The following is a 19,582-nucleotide window of genomic DNA, read 5'->3' as shown; positions in this document are numbered from 1 at the left end:
GCCAGCGGCCGTCCACTGAATGACATGGGTGTAATCAAGGTGGGCACGTCGTCCTGGGCGGACCAGTCGCTGCTGCGCTCGGGGTGGTACCCGCGCTCGGCCAACACACCGGCCCGTCGACTGGGCTTCTACGCCGGCCGGTTCCCGTTGGTCGAGGTGGACACGTCCTACTACGCCGTCCCGGTGCCCGAAACCACGCAGGGGTGGGTCGACGCCACCCCGGACGACTTCACCTTCGACGTCAAGGCGTTCAGCCTCTTCACCGGCCACCCGACGCCGGTCGCCGCGCTGCCCCGGGACCTGCGCCCGGCGGGCGGCCCGAGCCGGATCCGTCGCCGGGACCTGCCGCCGGAGGCGTACGACGAGTTGTGGACCCGGTTTCGCGCGGCCCTCGACCCGATCGCGGCGGCCGGCAAGCTGGGTGCGGTGCTGTTGCAGTTCCCACCGTGGCTGGCCCGCGGCGTCGCGGCCGAACGCCGGATCGTCGAGCTGGCGCAGCGCTGCCGGCCGTGGCGGGTCGGCGTGGAGTTGCGCCACCGGTCCTGGTTCGACGGTCCGGCCGGGGCGGACACACTGGACCTGCTGCGCGCGCACGACCTGTCCCTGGTCTGCGTCGACATGCCGCAGGGGCATCCGTCGTCGGTGCCACCGATCCTCACCACGACGGCGGAGCCGGCGATCGTCCGGTTCCACGGCCACAGTGCGGCCTGGCGGGACGGCGACAAGCAGGAGAAGTTCCGGTACGCGTACGCCGAGGACGAGCTTCGGCACTGGGCCGGTCTGCTGGCCGAGCTGGCCACCGAGGCCGACGACCTGCACGTGCTGTTCAACAACTGCTGCGCCGGGCAGTCCCAACGCGACGCCAACCGGCTGGCGCAACTGCTCGCCGGGACGATGATCGCGGATCAGGCTGTCCCGGCCCGGGCGGCGTCGCCCACCGGTTGACGATCGGGAGGGCCGGCGTTCGGGTCAGGAGCGCCGGCCCCGGGCGCGGAACGCGTCCTGCGTCGACTCGCCGATGTCCGCGTCGTCGGGGAAGGTCCGGCCGCTGGGCGCCGGATCGGGTGGGGCACCCGGACCGGCCATCGTCGTACGGGTCGGCTCCACCGAACCGAAGCCGTGCCGTCCCGCCGGATCGGACGGCCCCGCCGGGGCACCCGCGCGTCGCTCTCCGCGCCGCCCCTCGGGCACCGCGGTCTCCTCGCTGCCCTCGTCCATCGGTGAATCCTCATCCGTGCCCCAGGGCGCGTCGGCGTCGAAGCCGTCGCTGGTGCCCCACGGCTGCGACGCCTCCGGCTCCTGCCGGTCGTTGTCGCCGCTGCGTGCCTCGTACGCCGCCATGGCCACCCCGCTCGTCGGTCCGCCGCTACCGGCGGACGGTGTGCCGTCTCCGCCCACCGTCGTCGCCACCTGGCCTGCGCGGCGCGTCGATGAGCCTGCGTAGGGCCAGCCAGCGCCCCGCCGTCGAGGTGGCGGCGGGACGCCGGCCGGCCCGACGTTCAGCGTCCGGCCATCGCCATCGGCCGCTTGCCGTTGCTCATCCCCGCCATCTTGATCATGGTCTTCGAGGCGCTCTTCATCCCGCCGCCCCGGCCGAGCATCCCCCGGAACACCTGCCCGGGCTTCTGCTGCTCGCCCATGTACGCGGTGACCACCACCAGGGTCCCGGTCAGTGCCGGAATGGCCCACTGGAGCAGCTTCATCTGCCGCTGCGAGGAGGCCACACTGGCCGGAGTCTGGTGGTTCGGTTCGGTGGCGCCGCTCACCGACGGGCCACCCGCCTTCTCCAACCGCATGCCGATCAACCGGCTGTAACCGGTCACCGCGAGGGCCCCGATCGTCAACGCGGTCTTGATGACGCTCGTCCGGGCGACGCCGGACTGGGCCGCCACCCGTGGGCTCTCCGTCACCAGCTCGCCCACCGCGCCGGCCAGGTGTGCGCCGATCGCCGCCGCGTTGACGGGGGTCCACCTGGACCATCCCGCCGAGGCGACCGGGAGTCGCTGGGTCGAGTCGCTGATTTTCGCCGCTGCGCCGTTGACACCGAAGGCACCCATGAGGGAGCCGCCAAACCAGGCCGCCAGGCCCAGATCGTGCATCGAGCGCAGTGCGGTATGCCGTTCGGACATGTGATCCCCTTCCGCCGTGTCGGGCGCTGCGGCTTACCCGCCGGTCGGGCGGCTAACCCCGCCCCGTGCGGGCCGATCCACCCCGTACCGGGCAGCCAGGGGACGTTGCGGGCGCCGCTGGGCCGTATCGCGCAAGCAGGAGTCGTCCGCGCGGTGGCGGGTAGATCCCGAGCGACGCCGACGAGAGGGGAACGCGATGTCGCAGCCGGACGAGAGCCGGGAGAAGACCCCCAAGACAGACGCTGTGCTCATGCACCCGGACAACGACCCGCACAAGAACACCGCGGAGGTCGCGCCGCGCAAGGATCACGCGGCGATCCAGGTGGAGCGCGACGATGAGTTGGTGCCGCTGGAGCGGGACGAGTGAGTCGGCCGGCCGGGCCGTCGCACGGCGACCGGCCGGTACGACTCAGCGTGGCGGCAGGTCGCCGGCGAACTCGGCGACCCGCCGCGCCAGCGGTGCGCCCGCGCGGACCCAGGTGAAGTGGTCCAGCGGCGCGCCGGCCTGGGCCACTGTGTAGCGCTCCCGGGTCACAGGGGCCGTGGCGAGCTTCTCGCAGAGGTTGTCCACGGTCTCGTGGGGGGTGAACTGGTCGTCGTCCACACTGACGGCCAGCACCGGTGTCCGCACCGCGCGTACCGCCGCCTCGGTGTCCGTGCCGTTGAGCCGGGGGAACCGGCCGGTGCGCGCGGTGTACGCCCAGTCGCGGATCACGCCGCGCGCCTGCCGGCCGCCGAACCCCCACCCCGGCCACACGCCGAGCAGCGCCGTGGTGGCAGCGATCCCCTGGGTGTACGGCAGCACGCCGAGGCCGCGCCGACCCGGATAGTTGCGCCAGTACGGGATGCCGACAGCGATCAGCGCCAGCCCGTCCACCTCGTCGCCGCCGTGCAGGGCGAGGTGCAGCAGGGCGGCCTGCCCACCGAGCGAGTGCCCGACCAGCAACCGGGTGCGCCCGTCCAGTCGTGGCTTGAGCGCGGCCAGCACGGCGCCGACGTCGGCGGCCAGCTCCGGGTAGCCGTACCGGTCGGCCCGGCTCGGCGTGGGGGTGCTCGCCCCGGTGCCACGCAGGTCGGCGACGACCACGGCCAGCCCGGCGGCGCGCAGCTCGGCGGCGAAGGGCCGGTAGTAACGGGCGCGGACGCCCATCGCGGGCCAGATCACGGCGACCGGCGCATCCGTCACACCGGTCGGCTCCGGATAGACCTGCACACCCAGCCGACCACCGTCGACCTCGACGAACTCCTGCGCGTACTCCGGGTCCCCGTTCACCGGCCCAGCCTACGGCCTGACGTTACTGGCGGGTAGCCGCAGGTGGTCGGACACGACGGAGGCCCCGCCGATCGGCGGGGCCTCCGGGACGGCGATGCGGTCAGGAGACGGAGATCGTCCCGTTGCCGGCGCGGACGCAGGCCACCGACCGGGCGCTGGTGGAGGCCGCGCCGCTCAGGCACTGGCCGAGCACCTGGTGCCCGGTCGCGTTCGGGTGCCACGACTCCTGGCAGGTCTGGAAGTAGCTGACGCAGGTGTTGGCGATCCGCTGGATGGCGATCTTGTCCTTGCCGGCGAGGCTGGTGACGAAGGTGCCGGTCGCGCCGTCCTGGAGCCGGATCGGCGTGGCGAGCGAGCCCGTCGGGCTGCTCGTCTGCTCACAGAGTCGGGCGCCGTTGAAGGCCTGCTGCACGTTCAGGTACACCAGGTCGTCGCCGGGGAACTCGGCCGCCAGAGTGTCCCGGGTGGACTTCACGATGGTGCCCAGAGCCTGCGAGAAGCGGTGCCCCGGGGCCAGGCTGGCCCGGTGGATCGGGCAACCGGCCGCGTACCGCTCGGCACCCAGGTCGCGGAACTTGTCCCGGGTGTCGTCCCGGCTGTCCTCCTCGTGGAACTGCGGGTTCAGGTCCAGCGGCAACGGGTTCGTGTAGTCCTGGAACACCACCCGGTGCTGTCCGTCCGCGTCCACCTGGTCCAGGGTGGTCAGCAGCTGGCGTACGGCGGCGGTGGTCTCCGCGGTCGCGGCGCTGATCTGCGCTGCGGTGGCCAGGTCGGCGTCGCTGCACGGCTTCTGCTCCACCGGGCCACCCAGGTACGCCCAGAACTCCCACCAGCCGGTCCACGCGTCGGCGATGAACCGGTTGGCGCACTTCTCCGCGACGCTGCCGAACGTGAACGAGCTGTTGTTGGAGCCCAGGCCGATCAGCACCAGGTCGATGTCCTGGGTCTGCGCGACAGCGCGGAGCTGGTCGATCTGCGCGGCCACCGTGCGGCCCTTCTCCCGGGCGGCGGAGGCGGTGGCGATGTCGCGTGGCTGGCCGCCGGAGCAGGCCAGGTTGAACCGGTTCTGGATGCCCGGCAGGTTGGCCTTGTTGAGCGAGGCGTTCGCCGACCGGTGGCAGAAGAACGCGTTGTTGTTGGCCGCTGTCCAACCGGGGAAGCCCTGGGCGACCCCGTTGACGTCGACCACCGGGGTGTACGCCCCGGCGCCCTCGCCGCTGATGAAGCTGTCCCCGAGTGCCACCGCGGCGGTGGGCAGCGCGGCGGACGCGGGTGCGGGCAGCGCGACGGCTGTCGACAGCGCGGCCATGGCGATCGTTAGTCCCGCGGCGAGCGCGGTACGGCGGAACCTGGGCATGGGGCCCCCATCCATCGAAAGATGAAAGATTCTCTGAGAGCGAGATCAGATCACCCCTGTGCGACGGGCGTCAATGGCCCGTAACAGAATCGTTCGATGAAAGACATGCGCGTGTAGACGTGCCGTGCGCCTCGCCGAGGCGGACCAGCACTTCCGGATGACGGTGGCCGTCGACCACGCCGGCCTTCGCCGGGTGGCCGCGCCGAGCTACCTGCGGCTCAGGTCGCCGCCGCGCTTGAGCACGGCCGCGCCGGCGGCGTTCAGACCGACACCCCAGAGCAGCAGTACGCACAACCACTGCGCCCACCGCAGCACTGTCATGTCCCCCGAGAGCAGGTTGCGGACACTGCCGAGCGGGGTGAGCCACGGCTGCGCCGGACGCAGGGCGTCCACGGCGCCCAACAGCCCGAACAGGCCCAGCGGCAGGACGATCGTGGCGAGGAACGCGACCACCGTCGACCGCAGCAGCAGACCCAGCCCGGTGCCGACCAGGCCGGCGACGACCTGCACCAGCACGCTGCCCACAGCGACCGTGCCGGCGTGCCGCCACGGCTCGTCGGCGACGTCGGCAGGGGAGAGCGCCAACGTCGCCGCGCAGATCAGCACCCCGACGACACCGATGACCACGGCCGGCAGCCCCACAGCGAGCACGCTGGGCAGGACCGGGGCGGAGCCGGGCGCCCGTCGTAGGTCGCGCACCAGCAGGATGCCGAAGAGCGGCGTCACGACCGACATCAGGCTCTGGACCGTCTCCGAGAGCGCCGCGAACGTCCGGTCGGCGGGAGCCGCCGCCGCCACCAGCGCCACCGCGTACAGCACACCCGCCAGCACGGTGCCCACGAGCAGCCACCGCCGGGCGCGGGTGCCGAGGGAGCGTCGCAGGGCGTCACGTGTCGTCTCGTCCATCCCGGTCGCCTCCCGACGAATGCCCTCGACCAGCCGCGATCATGAGAGCGTACCGACGCCGGTGCCTCTGCGTGGTCCCGTGATCACCCGCAGGCTGTTTCCTCGCTCACGTCCGGAGGCTCCCGCGCGGCGGGTCGCGCGGGCCCTCCGGGAGTTGTCCTAGCCTCGGGCTAGGCTCGCTGCGGCGCGCCACGCCGGCTGATGTCGCCGGTGACCGGCTGCACACCGCCGAGACCGGGGAGTACGACCAGTTGACCGCAGAGCCTGACACCCTGTACGGGGCCGATGACCTCACCCACCTTGAGGGGCTGGACGCTGTCCGCAAGCGGCCCGGCATGTACATCGGTTCCACCGACAGCCGTGGCGTGGGTCACCTCGTCAACGAGATCCTCGACAACTCCACCGACGAGGGTGTCGCCGGTCACGCCAGCACCGTCGAGGTGATCCTGCACGCCGACGGCTCTGTGCAGGTCGACGACGACGGCCGGGGCATCCCCACCGACGTGCATGCCAAATCCGGCATCTCCGGCGTCGAGCTGGTGCTCACCCGGCTGCACGCCGGCGGCAAGTTCGGCGGCTCCGGCTACAAGACCTCCGGCGGCCTGCACGGCGTCGGCGCCTCGGCGGTCAACGCGCTGTCCCGCCGGTTCGACGTGACCGTCCGCCGGGCCGGAAAGATCCACGCGATGTCCTTCCGGCACGGCGTCCCGGGCATCTTCGACGGCGACGGGCCGGACGCGCCCTTCACCGCCGGCCCCGGGCTCCAGGTCGTCGGCGCGGTCAAGCGCGGCCAGCGCACCGGCACGTCGATCCGCTGGTGGCACGACGCCCGCTACTTCGAGACCGGCGCCGCGCTCGACGTCGAGGCGGTCCGCACCAAGCTGCGCAACACCGCCTTCCTGGTCCCCGGCGTGACCTACCTGCTGCGCAACCTGACCGGCGAGGCACCCACCGAGGAGCGGTTCCACTACCCCAACGGGCTCAGCGACATGGTGGAGTTCCTCGCCCCGGCCGGCGACCGGCCGGTCTCCGGCACCCTGCTGGTCAACGGCGAGGGGACCTACCGGGAGAACGCCGCCGACGCCAACGGCGTCATGCAGTCCAACGTGCAGCGGCGCGCCGAGGTCGAGGTGGCGTTCCGGTGGGGCACCGGCTACGAGCGCACCGTCGAGTGCTTCACCAACACCATCCGCAACGCCCACGGCGGTACCCACCGCAAGGGCTTCGAGCGGGCCCTCGTCCGCAGCCTCGCCGACGCGATCCGCAACACCCGCGGCCTGCTCAAGGCCAAGGAGGAGCCGCCCACCCTCGACGACGTCCTGGAGGGGATGACAGCGGTGGTGCACGTGCGGATCCCCGAGCCGCAGTTCACCTCGCAGACCAAGGACGAGCTCTCCACCACCGGCATCACCAAGGTCATCCAGACGCAGGTCGACGCGCACGTCAAGGCCTGGCTGGAGGACCGGCGCACCAAGGCCGAGGCCCGCACGGTCCTCCAGAAGATCGTCGACGCGGCCCGGGTGCGGCTCACCCAGAAGCAGCAGAAGGACGCCGCCCGGCGCAAGACCGCCCTGGAGGGCGCGTCCATGCCGCCGAAGCTGGTCGACTGCCGGGCCACCGGCATCGACCGCAGTGAGCTGTTCATCGTGGAGGGCGACAGCGCACTCGGGACGAGTCGCATGGCCCGATCCTCGGAATACCAGGCGCTGCTGCCGATCCGCGGCAAGATCCTCAACGTGCAGAAGGCCAACCTCCAGCAGGTTCTGGACAATGCCGAGTGCGCGGCGATCGTCCAGGTCCTCGGCGCGGGCTCGGGGCGCACGTTCGACCTCTCCGCACTGCGCTACGGCCGGGTGCTGATCATGGCCGACGCCGACGTGGACGGCGCGCACATCCGTACGCTGCTGATCACCCTCTTCGCCCGGTACATGCGCCCGCTGATCGAGGCCGGTCGGCTCTACGCCGCGATGCCGCCCCTGCACAAGATCACCACCAAGGGGCGCAGCCCGCAGACGGTCTACACCTACACCCAGGCCGAGATGGAGACGACGGTCCGCAAGCTGGAAAAGGCCGGCAAGCAGATCGTCACGCCCATCCCGCGCTTCAAGGGTCTCGGTGAGATGGACGCCGACGAGTTGTGGGACACCACGATGAACCCGGCCACCCGCGCCGTACGCCGGATCACCCTCGACGACGTCGACGCCGCCGAACGCATCCTCGAACTGCTGATGGGCGAGAAGGTCGAGCCGCGCCGCAACTGGCTGATCGACTCCGCCGACCGCGTCGACCGGGATGCGATCGACGCATGAGCGAGCGACAGCGAGCGAATTTCGATACAGCGCGATGGTGTCTCATGCCGTTGCGAAGCGACGGCATGAGCGCTTTTTTCGTTCCGATGGAGAGCTGAGTCATGGCACGCCGTAAGGAAAACAAGGTCGACCTCTCCTCGTTCGACCAGGCCGGCGCGCGGGTCTTCGACAACCCGCTGGTCACCGAGGTGTCCGACTCCTACCTGGAGTACGCGTTCTCGGTCATCCACTCCCGCGCGCTGCCCGACGCGCGCGACGGCCTCAAGCCCGTGCACCGGCGCATCCTCTGGTCGATGTACGAGCAGGGCTACCGCCCGGATCGCGGGCATGTGAAGTCCGCCCGAATTGTGGGTGACTGCTTCGTCGCCGGCACACTCGTCTCGACGCCCGCTGGCCTTCGGACCATCGAGGAGATCGAGGTCGGTGACCTCGTTCTGGATGGTGCTGGCGCACCAGTGCCGGTGACCGCTGTCTATCAGAATCCAGTGTCCGACCTCGTGCGCGTGACCTGGAGCAACGGGCACACGATGCTCGTCACGCCGGGCCAACGCTTCCGCGTGGTCGCCGATGACCTTTCGGTTCATTGGGTGGAGGCTCGGGACCTCCCGGGGCGACTGGCGTTGGCGTACGGCAGCCGCCGAAATGTGGTGTCAACACCGACCGGCGACATCTACGACTATGTGCGCGGGCTGCTGGTAGCCGAGGGCTTCCCAGTGCACCGATCTTGCGCGGCGGACGGTCGGGTCCGGATCCACATGTGTGACATTGAGCCGCTCGATGTCGCCCATGGTTGGGCCATCGCCAGTGGGCTGAACGTTTCCCGAGGAAAGCGTGAGGCCGAGAATCCGCTGCACCGCGACCAGCACATTCTTACCTTCAGCCGACACGAAGGACTGCTAGAGGCCACGCGGCCGCTCAGCCGCGACAAGCGTGTGCCCGCCGACATCATTCGCGACCGGTCGGCCTGGGTGCCATTTCTCGCCGGCTTCTTCGATGGAGACGGCTACATTCGTAAGCGTTTTCGGGAGGTTGTCTTCGTCAGTACCAGCGAGGTGCTGGTGCGGCAGATTTACGCCATGCTTGCCGACCTGGGGCTACATGGGCACCATTGGACCAGCGGTCGTGGCTCACAGGAGCACCCTCTTCATGGCCTGTCGGTCAGCGGCCGGGACGCCTCGGATCTCGCCCGTCTTCTGCTGCCGTGGGTGCGGATCGGTTACAAGCACGACGACTTGCAACGGGTCGCCGAGATCGACTACCAGTACGGCGGCAAGCAGGGCAATGACCGGCTGCCGTACGCCCCGGTCATGGCCGCGTTCACGGCCGCGCACCAGGGCGGCGGGTGGTTTCGGGACCGGGATGGCCAAGCGTTCCGCGACTCCCTGTCGGCTAGCGGCGGACCGAAGGTGCGATATGGCAAGGACCGCAATGGCGTCCCGCTCGCTGAACGATCTTTCCAATTGGAGCGTGCGGTACGAGACGGCTGGATCCGCAAACTCCACCGCCTCGGTTCACCGCTCGCTTCTCGGCTGGACGCGTTGGTCGGTGGATCCTTCCTACGGGTCACCTCGGTGGAGCCGGTGTCGCCCGACGTCACCTACGACATTCAGGTCGGCAGCGACGAGCACGCCTTCGTTGCCGAGGGCTACGTCGTCCACAACTGCATGGGTAAGTACCATCCGCACGGCGACACGGCGATCTACGACGCCATGGTTCGCCTCGCGCAGGACTTCTCGCTCAACGTGCCCCTCATCGACGGGCATGGAAATTTTGGATCTCCAGACGATGGCCCGGCTGCCTCGCGTTACACCGAAGCACGAATGTCCCGTGAGGCCATGCTGCTCGTCGGTGAGCTGGGCGAGGACACCGTCGACGTCGAGCCCAACTACGACGGGTCACTGACCCAGCCGACAGTGCTGCCGGCCGCATTCCCCAACCTGCTGGTCAACGGCGCGTCCGGGATCGCGGTCGGGATGGCCACCAACATGATCCCGCACAACCTGGGCGAGGTCGTCCAGGCGGCCCGCTGGCTGATCAACCACCCGGACGCCACTCTGGACAAACTCATGGAGTTCGTCCCCGGCCCCGACCTGCCCACCGGCGGCGTGCTGCTCGGCCTGGACGAGGTGCGCCGGGCGTACGAGACCGGGCGCGGCGTGGTGCGGATGCGCGGCAAGGTGGAGATCGGCCCGATCGAGGGCAGCCGTGGTCGCCAGGCGATCACCGTGGTCGAGCTGCCCTACGGCGTCGGCGCGGAGAAGGTCATCGCGGCCATCACCAACGAGGTCACCAAGACCAAGCGTCTGACCGGCATCGCCGACGTCAAGGACCTCACCGACCGGGAGAGCGGCACCCGCCTCGTCGTCGAGTGCAAGGTGGGCGTCAACCCGCAGGCGCTGCTCGCCGACCTCTACCGGTTGACCCCGCTGGAGCAGTCGTTCGGCGTCAACAACCTGGTCCTGGACGGCGGTCAGCCGCGCACGCTGGGGTTGAAGGCGCTGCTGGAGGTCTTCCTGGCCCACCGCTACGAGGTGGTCACCCGGCGCACCTCGTACCGTCGGCGCAAGCGGCAGGAGCGGCTGCACCTGGTCGACGGTCTGCTGATCGCCCTGCTGGACATCGACGAGGTGGTCCGGCTGATCCGGGGCAGTGACGACGCGCAGGCCGCGAAGGACGGGCTGATGAGCCGGTTCGGCCTGTCCGACATCCAGGCCACCTACATTCTGGACACTCCGCTGCGCCGGTTGACGAAGTTCGACCGGATCGAGCTGGAGGCCGAGCAGGAGCGGCTGCGCGCCGAGATCGCCGAGCTGAGCAAGATCCTCGACGACGAGCGGGTGCTCAAGAAGTTGGTCTCCGACGAGCTGGCCGCCGTGGTCAAGCAGTTCGGCACCGAACGGCGTACGACGCTTGTCGACGGTGACCTCAAGGAGGTGCTGGCCGCGTCCGTGCCGGCCGGCCCGCTGGAGGTCGCCGACGACCCGTGCCAGGTGATCCTCTCCGCGACCGGGCTGGTCGCCCGGACCGCGGCTGAGTCGGAGGAGAGCTCCGAGGGGCGCCGACGCAACGGCCGGGTCAAGCACGACACCGTACGCGCCATCGCGCACTCCACCGCCCGGGGTCGGGTGCTGCTGTTGACCAGTGCTGGCCGGGCCTTCAAGGTCGACGTCCTGCCGCTGCCGGTGTTGCCGGAGCAGGCCGGCACGGTGTCGCTGCGAGGCGGGATGTCCGCGGCCGAGCTGGTGCCGTTGGAGGCGGGGGAGACCGTCGTCGGCCTGGCCCCCCTGGGTGGGCAGGCGGAAGGCTCGCCGGGGCTGGCGCTGGGCACCCGGCAGGGCGTGGTGAAGATCTGCGCTCCGGAGTGGCCGGTGCGCTCCGACGAGTTCGAGGTGATCGGTCTGCGCGACGGTGACGAGGTGGTCGGGGCGACCTGGCTGACCGATGGCACCGAATCGCTCACGTTCGTCACGTCGGAGGCGTCGCTGTTGCGCTTCCCCGCCGGGCTGGTTCGTCCGCAGGGCCTCAAGGGCGGCGGGATGGCCGGCATCAACCTGCCGGCCGGTGCGCGGGTGACGTTCTTCGGCGCGGTCCGCACCGACGACCCGGGGCACGGCGAGCCGATGGTGGTCACCTCCACCGGGGCGACGGTCAAGGTGACGCCGTTCAAGTCGTACCCCGCGAAGGGCCGGGCGACCGGCGGCGTGCGCGCGCACCGCTTCCTCAAGGGTGAGACGGACGTGGCGGTTGCCTGGGTGGGCCCGCGCCCGGTCGGCGCGACCGGCACCGGCGATCCGGTGGAGCTGCCGGCGGCGGACCCCCGCCGCGACGGCAGTGGCTTCGCGGTGATGCTCGGCCCAACGGTGGTAGGCCACCTCATCGAACGCGACTGACCCCCCAAACCCGCCGCCCCCCGGGGCGTGCGGGGTGTCCCGACCTCAAGATCCGCGCAACTTCGGGGGAGTTGCTGCCTCCGACATGCCGCAGGCAGCTCTTTCCCTGAAGTTGCGCGGATCTTGGCGTCTGAACGCGGTCCGTGCGCGGGGTATGGTGAGGGTTCTTGTTGTCGGTGATGGCCTGGGTGCGCCGCCAAGCACCTCTCACATGATCTTTCTTCTGTCCGGCGGAGTCGCCGGCGCGGCGTGAGCGCCGCCATCCGGGTCCGGCCAAGGCGTGAGCTGCGTGCCGCCCGCCGACCCCGCCAGCATCGCTGCTGGGGTCATCTGATCGCCGCCCCGCTCTGGCCGCTGCACGGCGCGAACCTGGGCACCCTGCTGCGCACCTGTGACGCGGTCGGTGCCTGCCTGGCCGTGCCGCCGTTCCGGTGGGTGGACGAGGCTCTGGCCCGGGGCAACACCCTGCGCCGGCCGGGCTGTGTCCACCGGGTCGGCAGCCCGCTGCGGTGGCTGGCCGCCGAGCGGGCCGCCGGCTCCCGGATTCTCGGGGTGGAGTTGGCCGACGAGGCCGTCCGACTCGGTGACCTGCCCGCCGCTCGGGGGCGCACCGTGGTGCTGCTCGGGCACGAGTCGACCGGCATCCCGCCCGAGGCACTCGAGCACCTGGACGCGGCCGTGGAGATTCCCATGGTCGGTCACGGCCAGAGCCTGAACGTCGCCGTCGCCGGGTCGCTGGTCCTCTACAGACTCGCCGGCCTGCTGTAGGGCAGGCCGGGGCGGCGCCGACGAGGTCAGGCGACGTTGACGGGGCGGAACTGCACGCTGACCCGGGGGCCGACGGGGCGGGTGGTCTTCGGGATGGCATGTTCCCAGGTGCGTTGGCAGGAGCCGCCCATCACGATCAGGTCGCCGTGGCCCACCGGGAAGCGCAGGCTGCTGCTGCCGCCGCCACGTGGGCGCAGCAGCAGAGGGCGGGGTGCTCCGAAGGAGACGATCGCGACGATGGTGTCGGTGTGTGCTGACCGGCCGATGGTGTCGCCGTGCCAGGCGACGCTGTCCCGTCCGGAACGGTAGAGGCACATGCCTGCGGTGACGAAGGGCTCGCCCAGCTCGGGCGCGTAGTGCCGGGTCAGCTCCGCCCGTGCCGTGGTGAGCACGGGGTGGGGGAGTTGCCGGTCGCCGCCATACCAGCAGAGCAGGCGGGGCACGTCGACCTCGGTGTCGTACATGGTGCGCCGCTCGGCTCGCCAGGGGACCTCGGTGAGCAGGGTGTCGAGGACGGCGTCGGAGCCGCGCACCCAGCCCGGGAGGTGGTCGACCCAGGCGCCCGGGCTGAGCTGGTGTCGTCGGATCTGACCGGGCAGTGCCCCCAGGGCCGGCTCGGCGTCGGCGAGGTCGAGCATCGACGGCTGGTAGGCGGCCTGCATCATGCGGCCACCCTAGCAGTCCTTTCGTACACCCGTGCTATTCCTGTGCCATGCGGATCCCTCAAGATCGTGCTCGATCCCAGATCATCCGGCCGGTCCCGCCCACCACCTCGCTACCGAAGCTGATCACCGAAGCTGACTTGGTGGTCAGCGCCGCAGGCACGTCCACCTGGGAACTCCGCTGCCTCGGCGCACACGCCCACGGATGGTCCGGTCCGCCACCAGGGCAGCCTGTGCCTACCCATTCCGCGTTGGCCGGGGTGGAACGCGTCCGATTCACCCGGGAGTGCCCCGGGTAGGGTGCCCCGGGTACGGCCCCTTCTGGGCCGTCGCGGGCGTCGCCGTCGCGCCGTCCGACGTCGTACCGAGGAGGACACGCACGTGCTGGTGACCTTGCCGAGCGTCGGGATCCCAGCATGACGAGCGCCGCCGCGGCGACGGCTGCCCGGCCCACCCCCGCGCCGGCCCGGCTGCCCTCGCTGACCGGGCTGCGCTGGATCGCCGCGTTGCTGGTCTTCGGATTCCACGCGGGCACCATGCGGATCATCGCCGAGCCGGACTACAAGGCCGTGGTCGACGCGCTGTTCACCCTCGGCCTGTCCGGGGTGCAGTTCTTCTTCATCCTGAGCGGTTTCGTGCTGGTCTGGTCGGCCCGCGTAGGCGACTCCCGGCGCACCTTCTGGCGGCGACGGGTCGCCAAGATCTATCCGAATCACCTGGTGCTGTGGGGGGCGGCGCTGCTGGTCGCCTGGTGGTTCGCCGACCCGGTCCTGCCGGCGGTCGCGCTGGAGAACCTGCTGTTGTTGCAGGCCTGGGATCCCCGACCGGGCTGGTTCTACAGCATCAACACCGTGAGCTGGTCGCTCTCCTGCGAGTTCTTCTTCTACCTCTGTCTGCCGTTGGCGCTGCCGCTGCTGCGCCGGGCCCGGCCGAAGCTGCTCTGGGTGCTGATCGTCGCGCTACCTCTGCTGATCCTCGCGCTCTGGCCGGCCCAGCACCTGGTGCCGGAGGCGAGCCGCTGGTGGTTCACGCAGATCTTCCCGCCCGTACGGTCGCTGGAGTTCTGGATGGGCGCGGTGGCGGCCGAGCTGATGCGCCGTGGCCTCTGGCGGGGCCCGGGGCTGACCGCAGCCAGCGTGATCTTCCTGGCCACCTGGGTGGCAGCGGCAGAATGGATTCGCGCCGAGCTGTGGACCACGCTGCTCGCGGTGGCGTATCTGCTGGTGATCACTGCCGCCGCGGACGCGGACGTCCGAGGTAAGCGTTCCCCATGGCGGTCCCGACCGGTGGTCTGGCTCGGCGAGGTCTCCTTCGCCTTCTACCTGGTGCACGTGCTGGTGATGACGAGCGTGCTGCGCTGGAGCGGTGACTGGGGGACGGGCTTCCAGGGCTGGCGTGGCCCCGTCGCGGTGCTCGGCTTCCTACTGGTGAACCTGGTCCTCGCCGGGCTGCTGCACCGCTTCGTCGAGACCCCGATGATGCGCCGGCTCGCTCCACGCCGCCCGGCCCGCCAGGTGGCCGTCCCTCAGCAACGCACCGCCAGTATTGAAGTCAACGGCCGCGAAGACCGCACCGCCGATGCCGTCGGGACCCAGGCCCAGGCCGGCGAAGCTGCCGTCGGCGACGTCGAGCAGGCCAGCAGTCGATCGACGTACGTCGACTTGCGCTGAGGCGTCCGCACTGGTCAGCGCGGTCGGCGCGGTCGGCGCGGCGTACGCCGACACGCCCGTGGTCGATGCGCCCGGCCCGGCGTGACGGTAGCGTGGGGGCGTGCTTCCGGTCGCGTTCACCTGTCCCCTGTGGTGGGTGGCGCGCTGGGCGACACGGGTGCTGACCAGCCTCGCCGTCGTCGCGGCCCTGGCGCTTGGCGCAGGCCCGGCCTCGGCCGCCGCGCCAACGCCGACCGCCGCGGCAACGCCGACCGCCGCGCCGACGCCGACCGTGCACGCGGCCCCTGCGGTCGCTGAGGGAGCCGCCGAGAAGGCCTTCCCGGTCTGCTCAGTCGACTCGCACCCGGCCGTGGTGGCCGGAGTGCCGCTGGTGTGCGCGGCCAGGTCTGAACGGCTGCCCCTCGTGGACGGTCCGAGGAGCTGGGCGCCCCGGGCTCCACCCGGGCGCTGATCCACCGGGACGAGCGTCCCGTCGCCGCGCCCTGTCGATCCACCCGTCCCGCACCTCGCCGATCCGTGGCCCACCGTGGCCCGGTGGCCGGTGGGGCTCCCACCGCATTGTTCTCTCCCCGAGGTGCCGACCATGGAGACCGTCGTCTTCTACCAGTTCGTGACCGAGGTGCCGCAGGCCGCCGCCATCTGGTCAGCCCTGTTCCTGCTGGCACTGGGCGTACTCGTCGTGCTGGCCGCCCGCCCCGAGCGGGACCGGCCAACGGACGACCCGGCCCCGGCGGCGCCCACCGCCCGGGAGTTGGCTGAGGCCGAGGCCGTCGACCTGCGCCGGTACGCCGAGGAAGTGGCCGTCGCCGCGGCCGGCGCGGGGCAGAACGCCCGGCGGCGACGGGCTTCCTGGCTGACCGCTCAGGAGGAGATGGAGCGGGCCTGGGGCGGTTACGACGAGGCGGACGCGGCGGCGCGTCGCTTCGCGGGGGCCGGGGCGCTGCCCACCCCGCATACCCCCCGCACCCCCGCCGAGTACGCCTCCCGGGAGCGCTACCTGCATCGCGCGGCGGCGGCGGCGCACTGGCGGGGCGACCTGACCATGGCGCAGTTCGGCGACGTGTTCGGGCACCGGCACGGTTGGGATCCCCGGCGGCACCCGGTCGAGCAGGAGGTGCTGCTGAGCCGGGCGATCCGGGACGCGAGGCTGGCCGACTACCAGGCCGCAGCCACCCGGGAGCGGGCCGCCTGGCGGGACGCGGAACTGGCCGCCGAGTCGGCCCGCACTCTCGCCGAGGAGGCGTACGCGGCAGCGGCCCGGCTGCGGCCGAACCCGGTACCCGCCCGCCGGGCGGCTACCCGGGCGTTCCGTCCCGCCCTCGTGGCACGTTGGCGCCCGGCTCGCGCGGGTTGAGCCCGATCCGTTATGTGAGCCCGGTCATGTCAATGGCGAATCGGGCGTCGGGCACGATTGGCTCGATTGTCCCCGTGATTGTGGCCGCATAATCGGCGACCTGTCCGGTTGTCGCCCGTTGGCGTCACCGTAACCGCTTGTCCCATCGAGTCACGTCATCGGCAATACGCGCAGAAATTGTCGCGCCGATTGGGGTTTACGCAGGTGAACCCGGCTTGGCAGGGTGAGAGCCGGCCAGTACTGTCGTCCCGTCCGGTGCGGTAACCGTTCGCAAGAGGCGACGCCGCGCCGACCCGCTCAATCGTGATCTACGAACCGGGGACCCATCAGTAAGTCCGGGGTGAATCCGCGAGCCACGGCCCGCGGTAGGGCGATCTTCCCGCCCGAATCCGTCAGCTAACCCGGTAGGCGGTGTCGGAAGGAGTTCCATCCTCGTGCAGCACCTTTCCACCCCTCGGTTGTTCCTTCGCCTCCACGGCGTAGCGGTGCCCCCGCTCATTCGTCCAGTGACGGTGAGCTGACCCCCCGGGTCATCGCCTAACCGCCCGGCCGCGCCGGGCGTTCCCCTGAGCGGTTCACCATCCGCGGACCATCGTCCGCGCGCTGGCGCCTGCCCGGATGCCGGTCCGGCCCCGGTGTGCCGCTCTCCCCCCGATCCGTGGAGGACCCCGTGAAGCACACCCTGAAGCGTCAGCTCCGCCGCCTCACCACCGAGCGTCCGTACCAGATCGTTGTCGCCTCCGCCGCGGCCCTCGCCATCGCCACCACCAGCGGCGCCCTGGTCACCAGCGCCGACGACGCCCCGGCCAGCCAGCACACCGCGACCACTGTCGCCGAGATGCGCAGCGACACCGCTGCCTCCCGCAGCGAGGCGCGCGATGCGTCCCCCTCGGCCAGCACCGCACCGACCACCGCCGCCCCCGCGCCGGCCACCAGTGCCGCGTCGCCCGCAGCCAAGGCCAGCAGCAACCCGGACCTGACCCGTAAGCCGGAGCGGCCGAAGCCGCCGGCGACCAAGGTGCTCGACTACGACTACGAGGCGCAGAACACGTACTACAACTGCGGCCCGGCTGCCACCCGCAACGCTCTCAGCGCCGCCGGAATCGACCGCACCCAGAACGAGCTCGGCGCCGAGTTGGGCACCACCGAGATGGGCACCAACTCGGCCCTGGACACCACCCGGGTGCTCAACGCCGAGGTGAAGGGCTCCCCGTACCGGACCCGGATGTTCGCCGGCGCGCCCAGCCCGGCCCAGATGGACCAGCTCCAAGCTGACGTCGTCAAGGCCATCACCGACGGCCGTGGCGTGGTCGCCAACGTCGTCGGTGACGCCACCGACACCAACGGCGGCTGGCACTCCTACGGCGGCGGGCACTACATCGCCGTGGTGGGTTACAAGGACAACGGCCGGACCGTGCGAATCGCCGACTCGGCCAACGCGGCCGACCCGTCGTACTGGATCACCACGATCGACCTGGCCAACTGGATCGCCAGCCGGGGCTACTCCGCCTGACCCAGGCACGTTGACCGCTTCGGGCGCCGTCCCCCACAAGGGGCCGGCGCCCGCGGCGTCTTCACCGAGCGGTCAGGCCTGCGCCGCATCGACGACCCTCGTACCTGGTCGCGAACCGTGGGAGACTGCGGCCGTGGTGGATGAATCAGGTGGCCGGGCAGGCCGTGGGCCGATCCTGTTGCTGCTGCACGGGATGGGGGCGACCGGGGACGTCTGGCTGCCCTGGGCCCCACTGCTGAAGCAGCACTGGCCCGGGCGGTGGCTGGCACCGGACCTTGCCGGTCACGGCTGGTCGGCCCCGCTGCCGTCGTACTCCTTTGATGGGTTCGCCGGCCGGATCGCCCACGGCCTGGTCGCCGACGACCGGATCGTCGTGCTCGGGCACTCGCTGGGCGGGGTGGTCGGCCTGGCGTTGGCCGCCCGCGCCGCCGGGATGCCGGTGGAAGCGGTGGTCGGGCTGGGCATCAAGGCGGTCTGGTCACCCGACGAGCTGACCCGCGCGGCCGAGCTCGCCGCGCGCCCGGTGAGCTGGTTCGCCAGCCGCACCGAGGCGGCCCGCCGCTACCTGCGCGTCTCCGGGTTGGTCGGCCTGGTCCCGCCGGATCATCCGGTGGTGGACGCCGGGTTGCGTCAGGTCGACGGCCGGTGGCGCCTCGCCATGGACCCGACAGCCTTCGGCGTCGGCGAGCCAGACCTGGCCCCGTTGCTGGCGGCGACCGACGTGCCGGTGGTGCTGGCCCGTGGCGAGCACGACCCGATGGTCACCGACGAGCAGCTAAGGGCGTACGGCGTACCGGTCGTCACGCTGCCCGGTCTCGGCCACAACGCACACGTGGAGGACCCGGCTGCCGTGCTGGCGCTGCTCGACCCGTACCGACGCGGGTGAGCTGGATGAAGCGGACGCGGTGGCTGGTCACCTGGCTCCGAGCATCCGGCGGACCCGGCCGGCGACGGCCTGCTTGACCCGCACGCGCAGTGACCGCGCGTGGAGGGTATTGACCTCTGTCTGGAGCGTCCGGGTTTCGTCCCGCAGCCACTGGATGCGCGTCAGCAACTCCTCGGGAGAGTAGGCGGAGACCGGCCGGACCGCAGGTGGGTAGACGGTCTGGCGGACCTGCTCGTCGAAGCGGGTGGCGCTGTCTCCGTCGGCGAACGAGAGGCCGAGGTCGTGCTTGGCGAGGAACGCGGTGATCCGTGCGAAGCGCTCCTTGTGGCCCTCGTTCAGGGCCGTGTAGTCGGCTTCCGCATAGAGTTGGGCAGCGTCGACGTCGGCCGGCGCATCGCGCAACAACCGGTGCGGGATGTCGAAGTATCGGGCCAGCTCCAGGGTGCGCGAGTCGTGCGCCAGCAGATAGCCGGGGATGCCCGAGATCAGCGCCGTGATGGTGCCGTGGATCCGGGTGCCGAAGGCGAAGTCGAACCCGGAGAGATAGTCCATCCAGGGCCACGGGTCCATGAACATCCGCACCTTGTCCTCGACGAAGAGCGGGTGCGAGGTGTGGATCGGCATGTCGGCGGTCTTGCCCCGCAGCTTCGGCGCGTCGCCGTAGAGCAGGGTGCCGAGGGTGTAGAGGTCCTGTGCCACGTAGCGCAGGTTCGGGTAGCGCTGGTGGTGGTGCAGGATGAGGGGGGCCAGCGCCTTGACGTACGGCGAGATGACGAACGCGAGCCGGTCGTCGATGCCCAGGGTCGCCTTCGTCTTCTCGATGCGCAGGCTGTCGCCGTGTAGGAACATCGACGGGCAGCCGATC

17 protein-coding genes, 3 pseudogenes and 1 riboswitch are annotated in these 19,582 nt (G+C 71.1%); of the genes and pseudogenes, 13 read left to right on the top strand and 7 right to left on the bottom strand.

The features are described from left to right. Positions 1 to 24 precede the first annotated feature (24 nt). Positions 25 to 945, top strand: a complete 921-nt coding sequence (locus tag KBX34_RS11750) for a DUF72 domain-containing protein (RefSeq protein WP_210924938.1) — start codon at positions 25 to 27, stop codon at positions 943 to 945. 24 nt (positions 946 to 969) lie between these two features. Here the strand turns inward: KBX34_RS11750 and KBX34_RS11745 are convergent, their stop codons facing one another. Together KBX34_RS11745 and KBX34_RS11740 are read right to left on the bottom strand one after the other, a co-directional pair. Then, positions 970 to 1,410 (bottom strand): hypothetical protein, encoded by a 441-nt coding sequence (locus tag KBX34_RS11745; RefSeq protein ID WP_307871377.1) that lies wholly within the window; start codon positions 1,408 to 1,410, stop codon positions 970 to 972. 89 nt (positions 1,411 to 1,499) lie between these two features. Then, on the bottom strand, positions 1,500 to 2,129 hold the full coding sequence (locus tag KBX34_RS11740; protein WP_210793642.1) for a hypothetical protein: 630 nt from the start codon (positions 2,127 to 2,129) through the stop codon (positions 1,500 to 1,502). Between the two features lie 196 nt (positions 2,130 to 2,325). Here KBX34_RS11740 and KBX34_RS11735 point away from each other — a divergent pair, with 196 nt between their 5' ends. Continuing rightward, entirely contained in the window at positions 2,326 to 2,496 is a 171-nt protein-coding gene (locus tag KBX34_RS11735; protein WP_157743920.1) for a hypothetical protein, read from the top strand. A 42-nt stretch (positions 2,497 to 2,538) separates the two neighbouring features. On the opposite strand, the gene KBX34_RS11730 is transcribed toward KBX34_RS11735, so the two are convergent. The 3 genes from KBX34_RS11730 to KBX34_RS11720 form a co-directional block, all read right to left on the bottom strand. Continuing rightward, positions 2,539 to 3,402 (bottom strand): alpha/beta fold hydrolase, encoded by an 864-nt coding sequence (locus KBX34_RS11730; protein WP_210793643.1) that lies wholly within the window; start codon positions 3,400 to 3,402, stop codon positions 2,539 to 2,541. Positions 3,403 to 3,502: 100 nt separating this feature from the next. Next, a complete protein-coding gene (locus KBX34_RS11725) occupies positions 3,503 to 4,759 on the bottom strand; it encodes a hypothetical protein (protein ID WP_088947193.1) in 1,257 nt (418 codons plus the stop codon). Positions 4,760 to 4,966: 207 nt separating this feature from the next. After that, entirely contained in the window at positions 4,967 to 5,665 is a 699-nt protein-coding gene (locus tag KBX34_RS11720; RefSeq protein WP_210924936.1) for a hypothetical protein, read from the bottom strand. A gap of 251 nt (positions 5,666 to 5,916) precedes the next feature. Between KBX34_RS11720 and KBX34_RS11715 the strand changes: the two genes are divergently transcribed. The 5 genes and pseudogenes from KBX34_RS11715 (at position 5,917) to KBX34_RS11705 (ending at position 12,632) form a co-directional block, all read left to right on the top strand. Continuing rightward, positions 5,917 to 7,974, top strand: a complete 2,058-nt coding sequence (locus KBX34_RS11715; RefSeq protein ID WP_247671719.1) for a type IIA DNA topoisomerase subunit B — start codon at positions 5,917 to 5,919, stop codon at positions 7,972 to 7,974. A gap of 101 nt (positions 7,975 to 8,075) precedes the next feature. Then, positions 8,076 to 8,330: pseudogene (locus KBX34_RS34245) on the top strand (DNA gyrase subunit A); the annotation flags it as partial. A 171-nt stretch (positions 8,331 to 8,501) separates the two neighbouring features. Then, positions 8,502 to 9,134: pseudogene (locus tag KBX34_RS34240) on the top strand (LAGLIDADG family homing endonuclease); the annotation flags it as partial. A gap of 147 nt (positions 9,135 to 9,281) precedes the next feature. Then, a complete protein-coding gene (locus tag KBX34_RS34235) occupies positions 9,282 to 11,864 on the top strand; it encodes a DNA topoisomerase (ATP-hydrolyzing) (protein ID WP_308159640.1) in 2,583 nt (860 codons plus the stop codon). A gap of 249 nt (positions 11,865 to 12,113) precedes the next feature. Beyond that, entirely contained in the window at positions 12,114 to 12,632 is a 519-nt protein-coding gene (locus KBX34_RS11705) for a TrmH family RNA methyltransferase (protein ID WP_210924932.1), read from the top strand. Between the two features lie 26 nt (positions 12,633 to 12,658). Here the strand turns inward: KBX34_RS11705 and KBX34_RS11700 are convergent, their stop codons facing one another. Next, positions 12,659 to 13,294 (bottom strand): alpha-ketoglutarate-dependent dioxygenase AlkB, encoded by a 636-nt coding sequence (locus KBX34_RS11700; protein ID WP_210925022.1) that lies wholly within the window; start codon positions 13,292 to 13,294, stop codon positions 12,659 to 12,661. An 80-nt stretch (positions 13,295 to 13,374) separates the two neighbouring features. On the opposite strand from KBX34_RS11700, the pseudogene KBX34_RS33540 reads away from it, so the two are divergent. From KBX34_RS33540 to KBX34_RS11675, 6 genes and pseudogenes are all read left to right on the top strand, one after another. Continuing rightward, positions 13,375 to 13,488, top strand: a pseudogene (locus KBX34_RS33540) (spore coat protein); the annotation flags it as partial. 222 nt (positions 13,489 to 13,710) lie between these two features. Continuing rightward, the gene (locus KBX34_RS11695) at positions 13,711 to 14,964 is read left to right on the top strand and encodes an acyltransferase (RefSeq protein WP_210924930.1); all 1,254 of its coding nucleotides are present in this window, start codon (positions 13,711 to 13,713) and stop codon (positions 14,962 to 14,964) included. 100 nt (positions 14,965 to 15,064) lie between these two features. Then, entirely contained in the window at positions 15,065 to 15,415 is a 351-nt protein-coding gene (locus KBX34_RS11690) for a hypothetical protein (RefSeq protein ID WP_210924928.1), read from the top strand. A 132-nt stretch (positions 15,416 to 15,547) separates the two neighbouring features. Continuing rightward, positions 15,548 to 16,318 (top strand): hypothetical protein, encoded by a 771-nt coding sequence (locus KBX34_RS11685; protein ID WP_210793649.1) that lies wholly within the window; start codon positions 15,548 to 15,550, stop codon positions 16,316 to 16,318. A gap of 284 nt (positions 16,319 to 16,602) precedes the next feature. Beyond that, positions 16,603 to 16,744, top strand: a riboswitch (cyclic di-AMP (ydaO/yuaA leader). 232 nt (positions 16,745 to 16,976) lie between these two features. Beyond that, positions 16,977 to 17,831, top strand: coding sequence for a C39 family peptidase (locus KBX34_RS11680; RefSeq protein WP_210924926.1), 855 nt, complete (start codon positions 16,977 to 16,979; stop codon positions 17,829 to 17,831). Positions 17,832 to 17,964: 133 nt separating this feature from the next. Next, positions 17,965 to 18,717 carry an alpha/beta fold hydrolase gene (locus KBX34_RS11675; RefSeq protein WP_210924924.1) on the top strand — a complete coding sequence of 251 codons (753 nt, stop codon included), beginning with the start codon at positions 17,965 to 17,967 and terminating at the stop codon, positions 18,715 to 18,717. A 27-nt stretch (positions 18,718 to 18,744) separates the two neighbouring features. On the opposite strand, the gene KBX34_RS11670 is transcribed toward KBX34_RS11675, so the two are convergent. After that, the coding region (locus tag KBX34_RS11670) for a polysaccharide pyruvyl transferase family protein (RefSeq protein WP_210924921.1) at positions 18,745 to 19,582 on the bottom strand (838 nt) is incomplete at its 5' end.

This window comes from Micromonospora sp. M61 (assembly GCF_018070245.1).
GTDB lineage: Bacteria > Actinomycetota > Actinomycetes > Mycobacteriales > Micromonosporaceae > Micromonospora > Micromonospora zamorensis.
The sequence above is the reverse complement of the archived record's forward strand: the minus strand, read 5'-3'. Positions and strand labels throughout refer to the sequence as shown.

Excerpts from the sequence above, each read along its gene's own strand:
- KBX34_RS11740 (WP_210793642.1), bottom strand. The coding sequence starts at position 2,129 with ATGTCCGAACGGCATACCGCACTGCGCTCGATGCACGATCTGGGCCTG.
- KBX34_RS34235 (WP_308159640.1), top strand. The coding sequence starts at position 9,282 with ATGGCCGCGTTCACGGCCGCGCACCAGGGCGGCGGGTGGTTTCGGGAC.
- KBX34_RS11725 (WP_088947193.1), bottom strand. The coding sequence starts at position 4,759 with ATGCCCAGGTTCCGCCGTACCGCGCTCGCCGCGGGACTAACGATCGCC.
- KBX34_RS11695 (WP_210924930.1), top strand. The coding sequence starts at position 13,711 with ATGACGAGCGCCGCCGCGGCGACGGCTGCCCGGCCCACCCCCGCGCCG.
- KBX34_RS11685 (WP_210793649.1), top strand. The coding sequence starts at position 15,548 with ATGGAGACCGTCGTCTTCTACCAGTTCGTGACCGAGGTGCCGCAGGCC.
- KBX34_RS11735 (WP_157743920.1), top strand. The coding sequence starts at position 2,326 with ATGTCGCAGCCGGACGAGAGCCGGGAGAAGACCCCCAAGACAGACGCT.
- KBX34_RS11750 (WP_210924938.1), top strand. The coding sequence starts at position 25 with ATGGGTGTAATCAAGGTGGGCACGTCGTCCTGGGCGGACCAGTCGCTG.
- KBX34_RS11700 (WP_210925022.1), bottom strand. The coding sequence starts at position 13,294 with ATGCAGGCCGCCTACCAGCCGTCGATGCTCGACCTCGCCGACGCCGAG.
- KBX34_RS11720 (WP_210924936.1), bottom strand. The coding sequence starts at position 5,665 with ATGGACGAGACGACACGTGACGCCCTGCGACGCTCCCTCGGCACCCGC.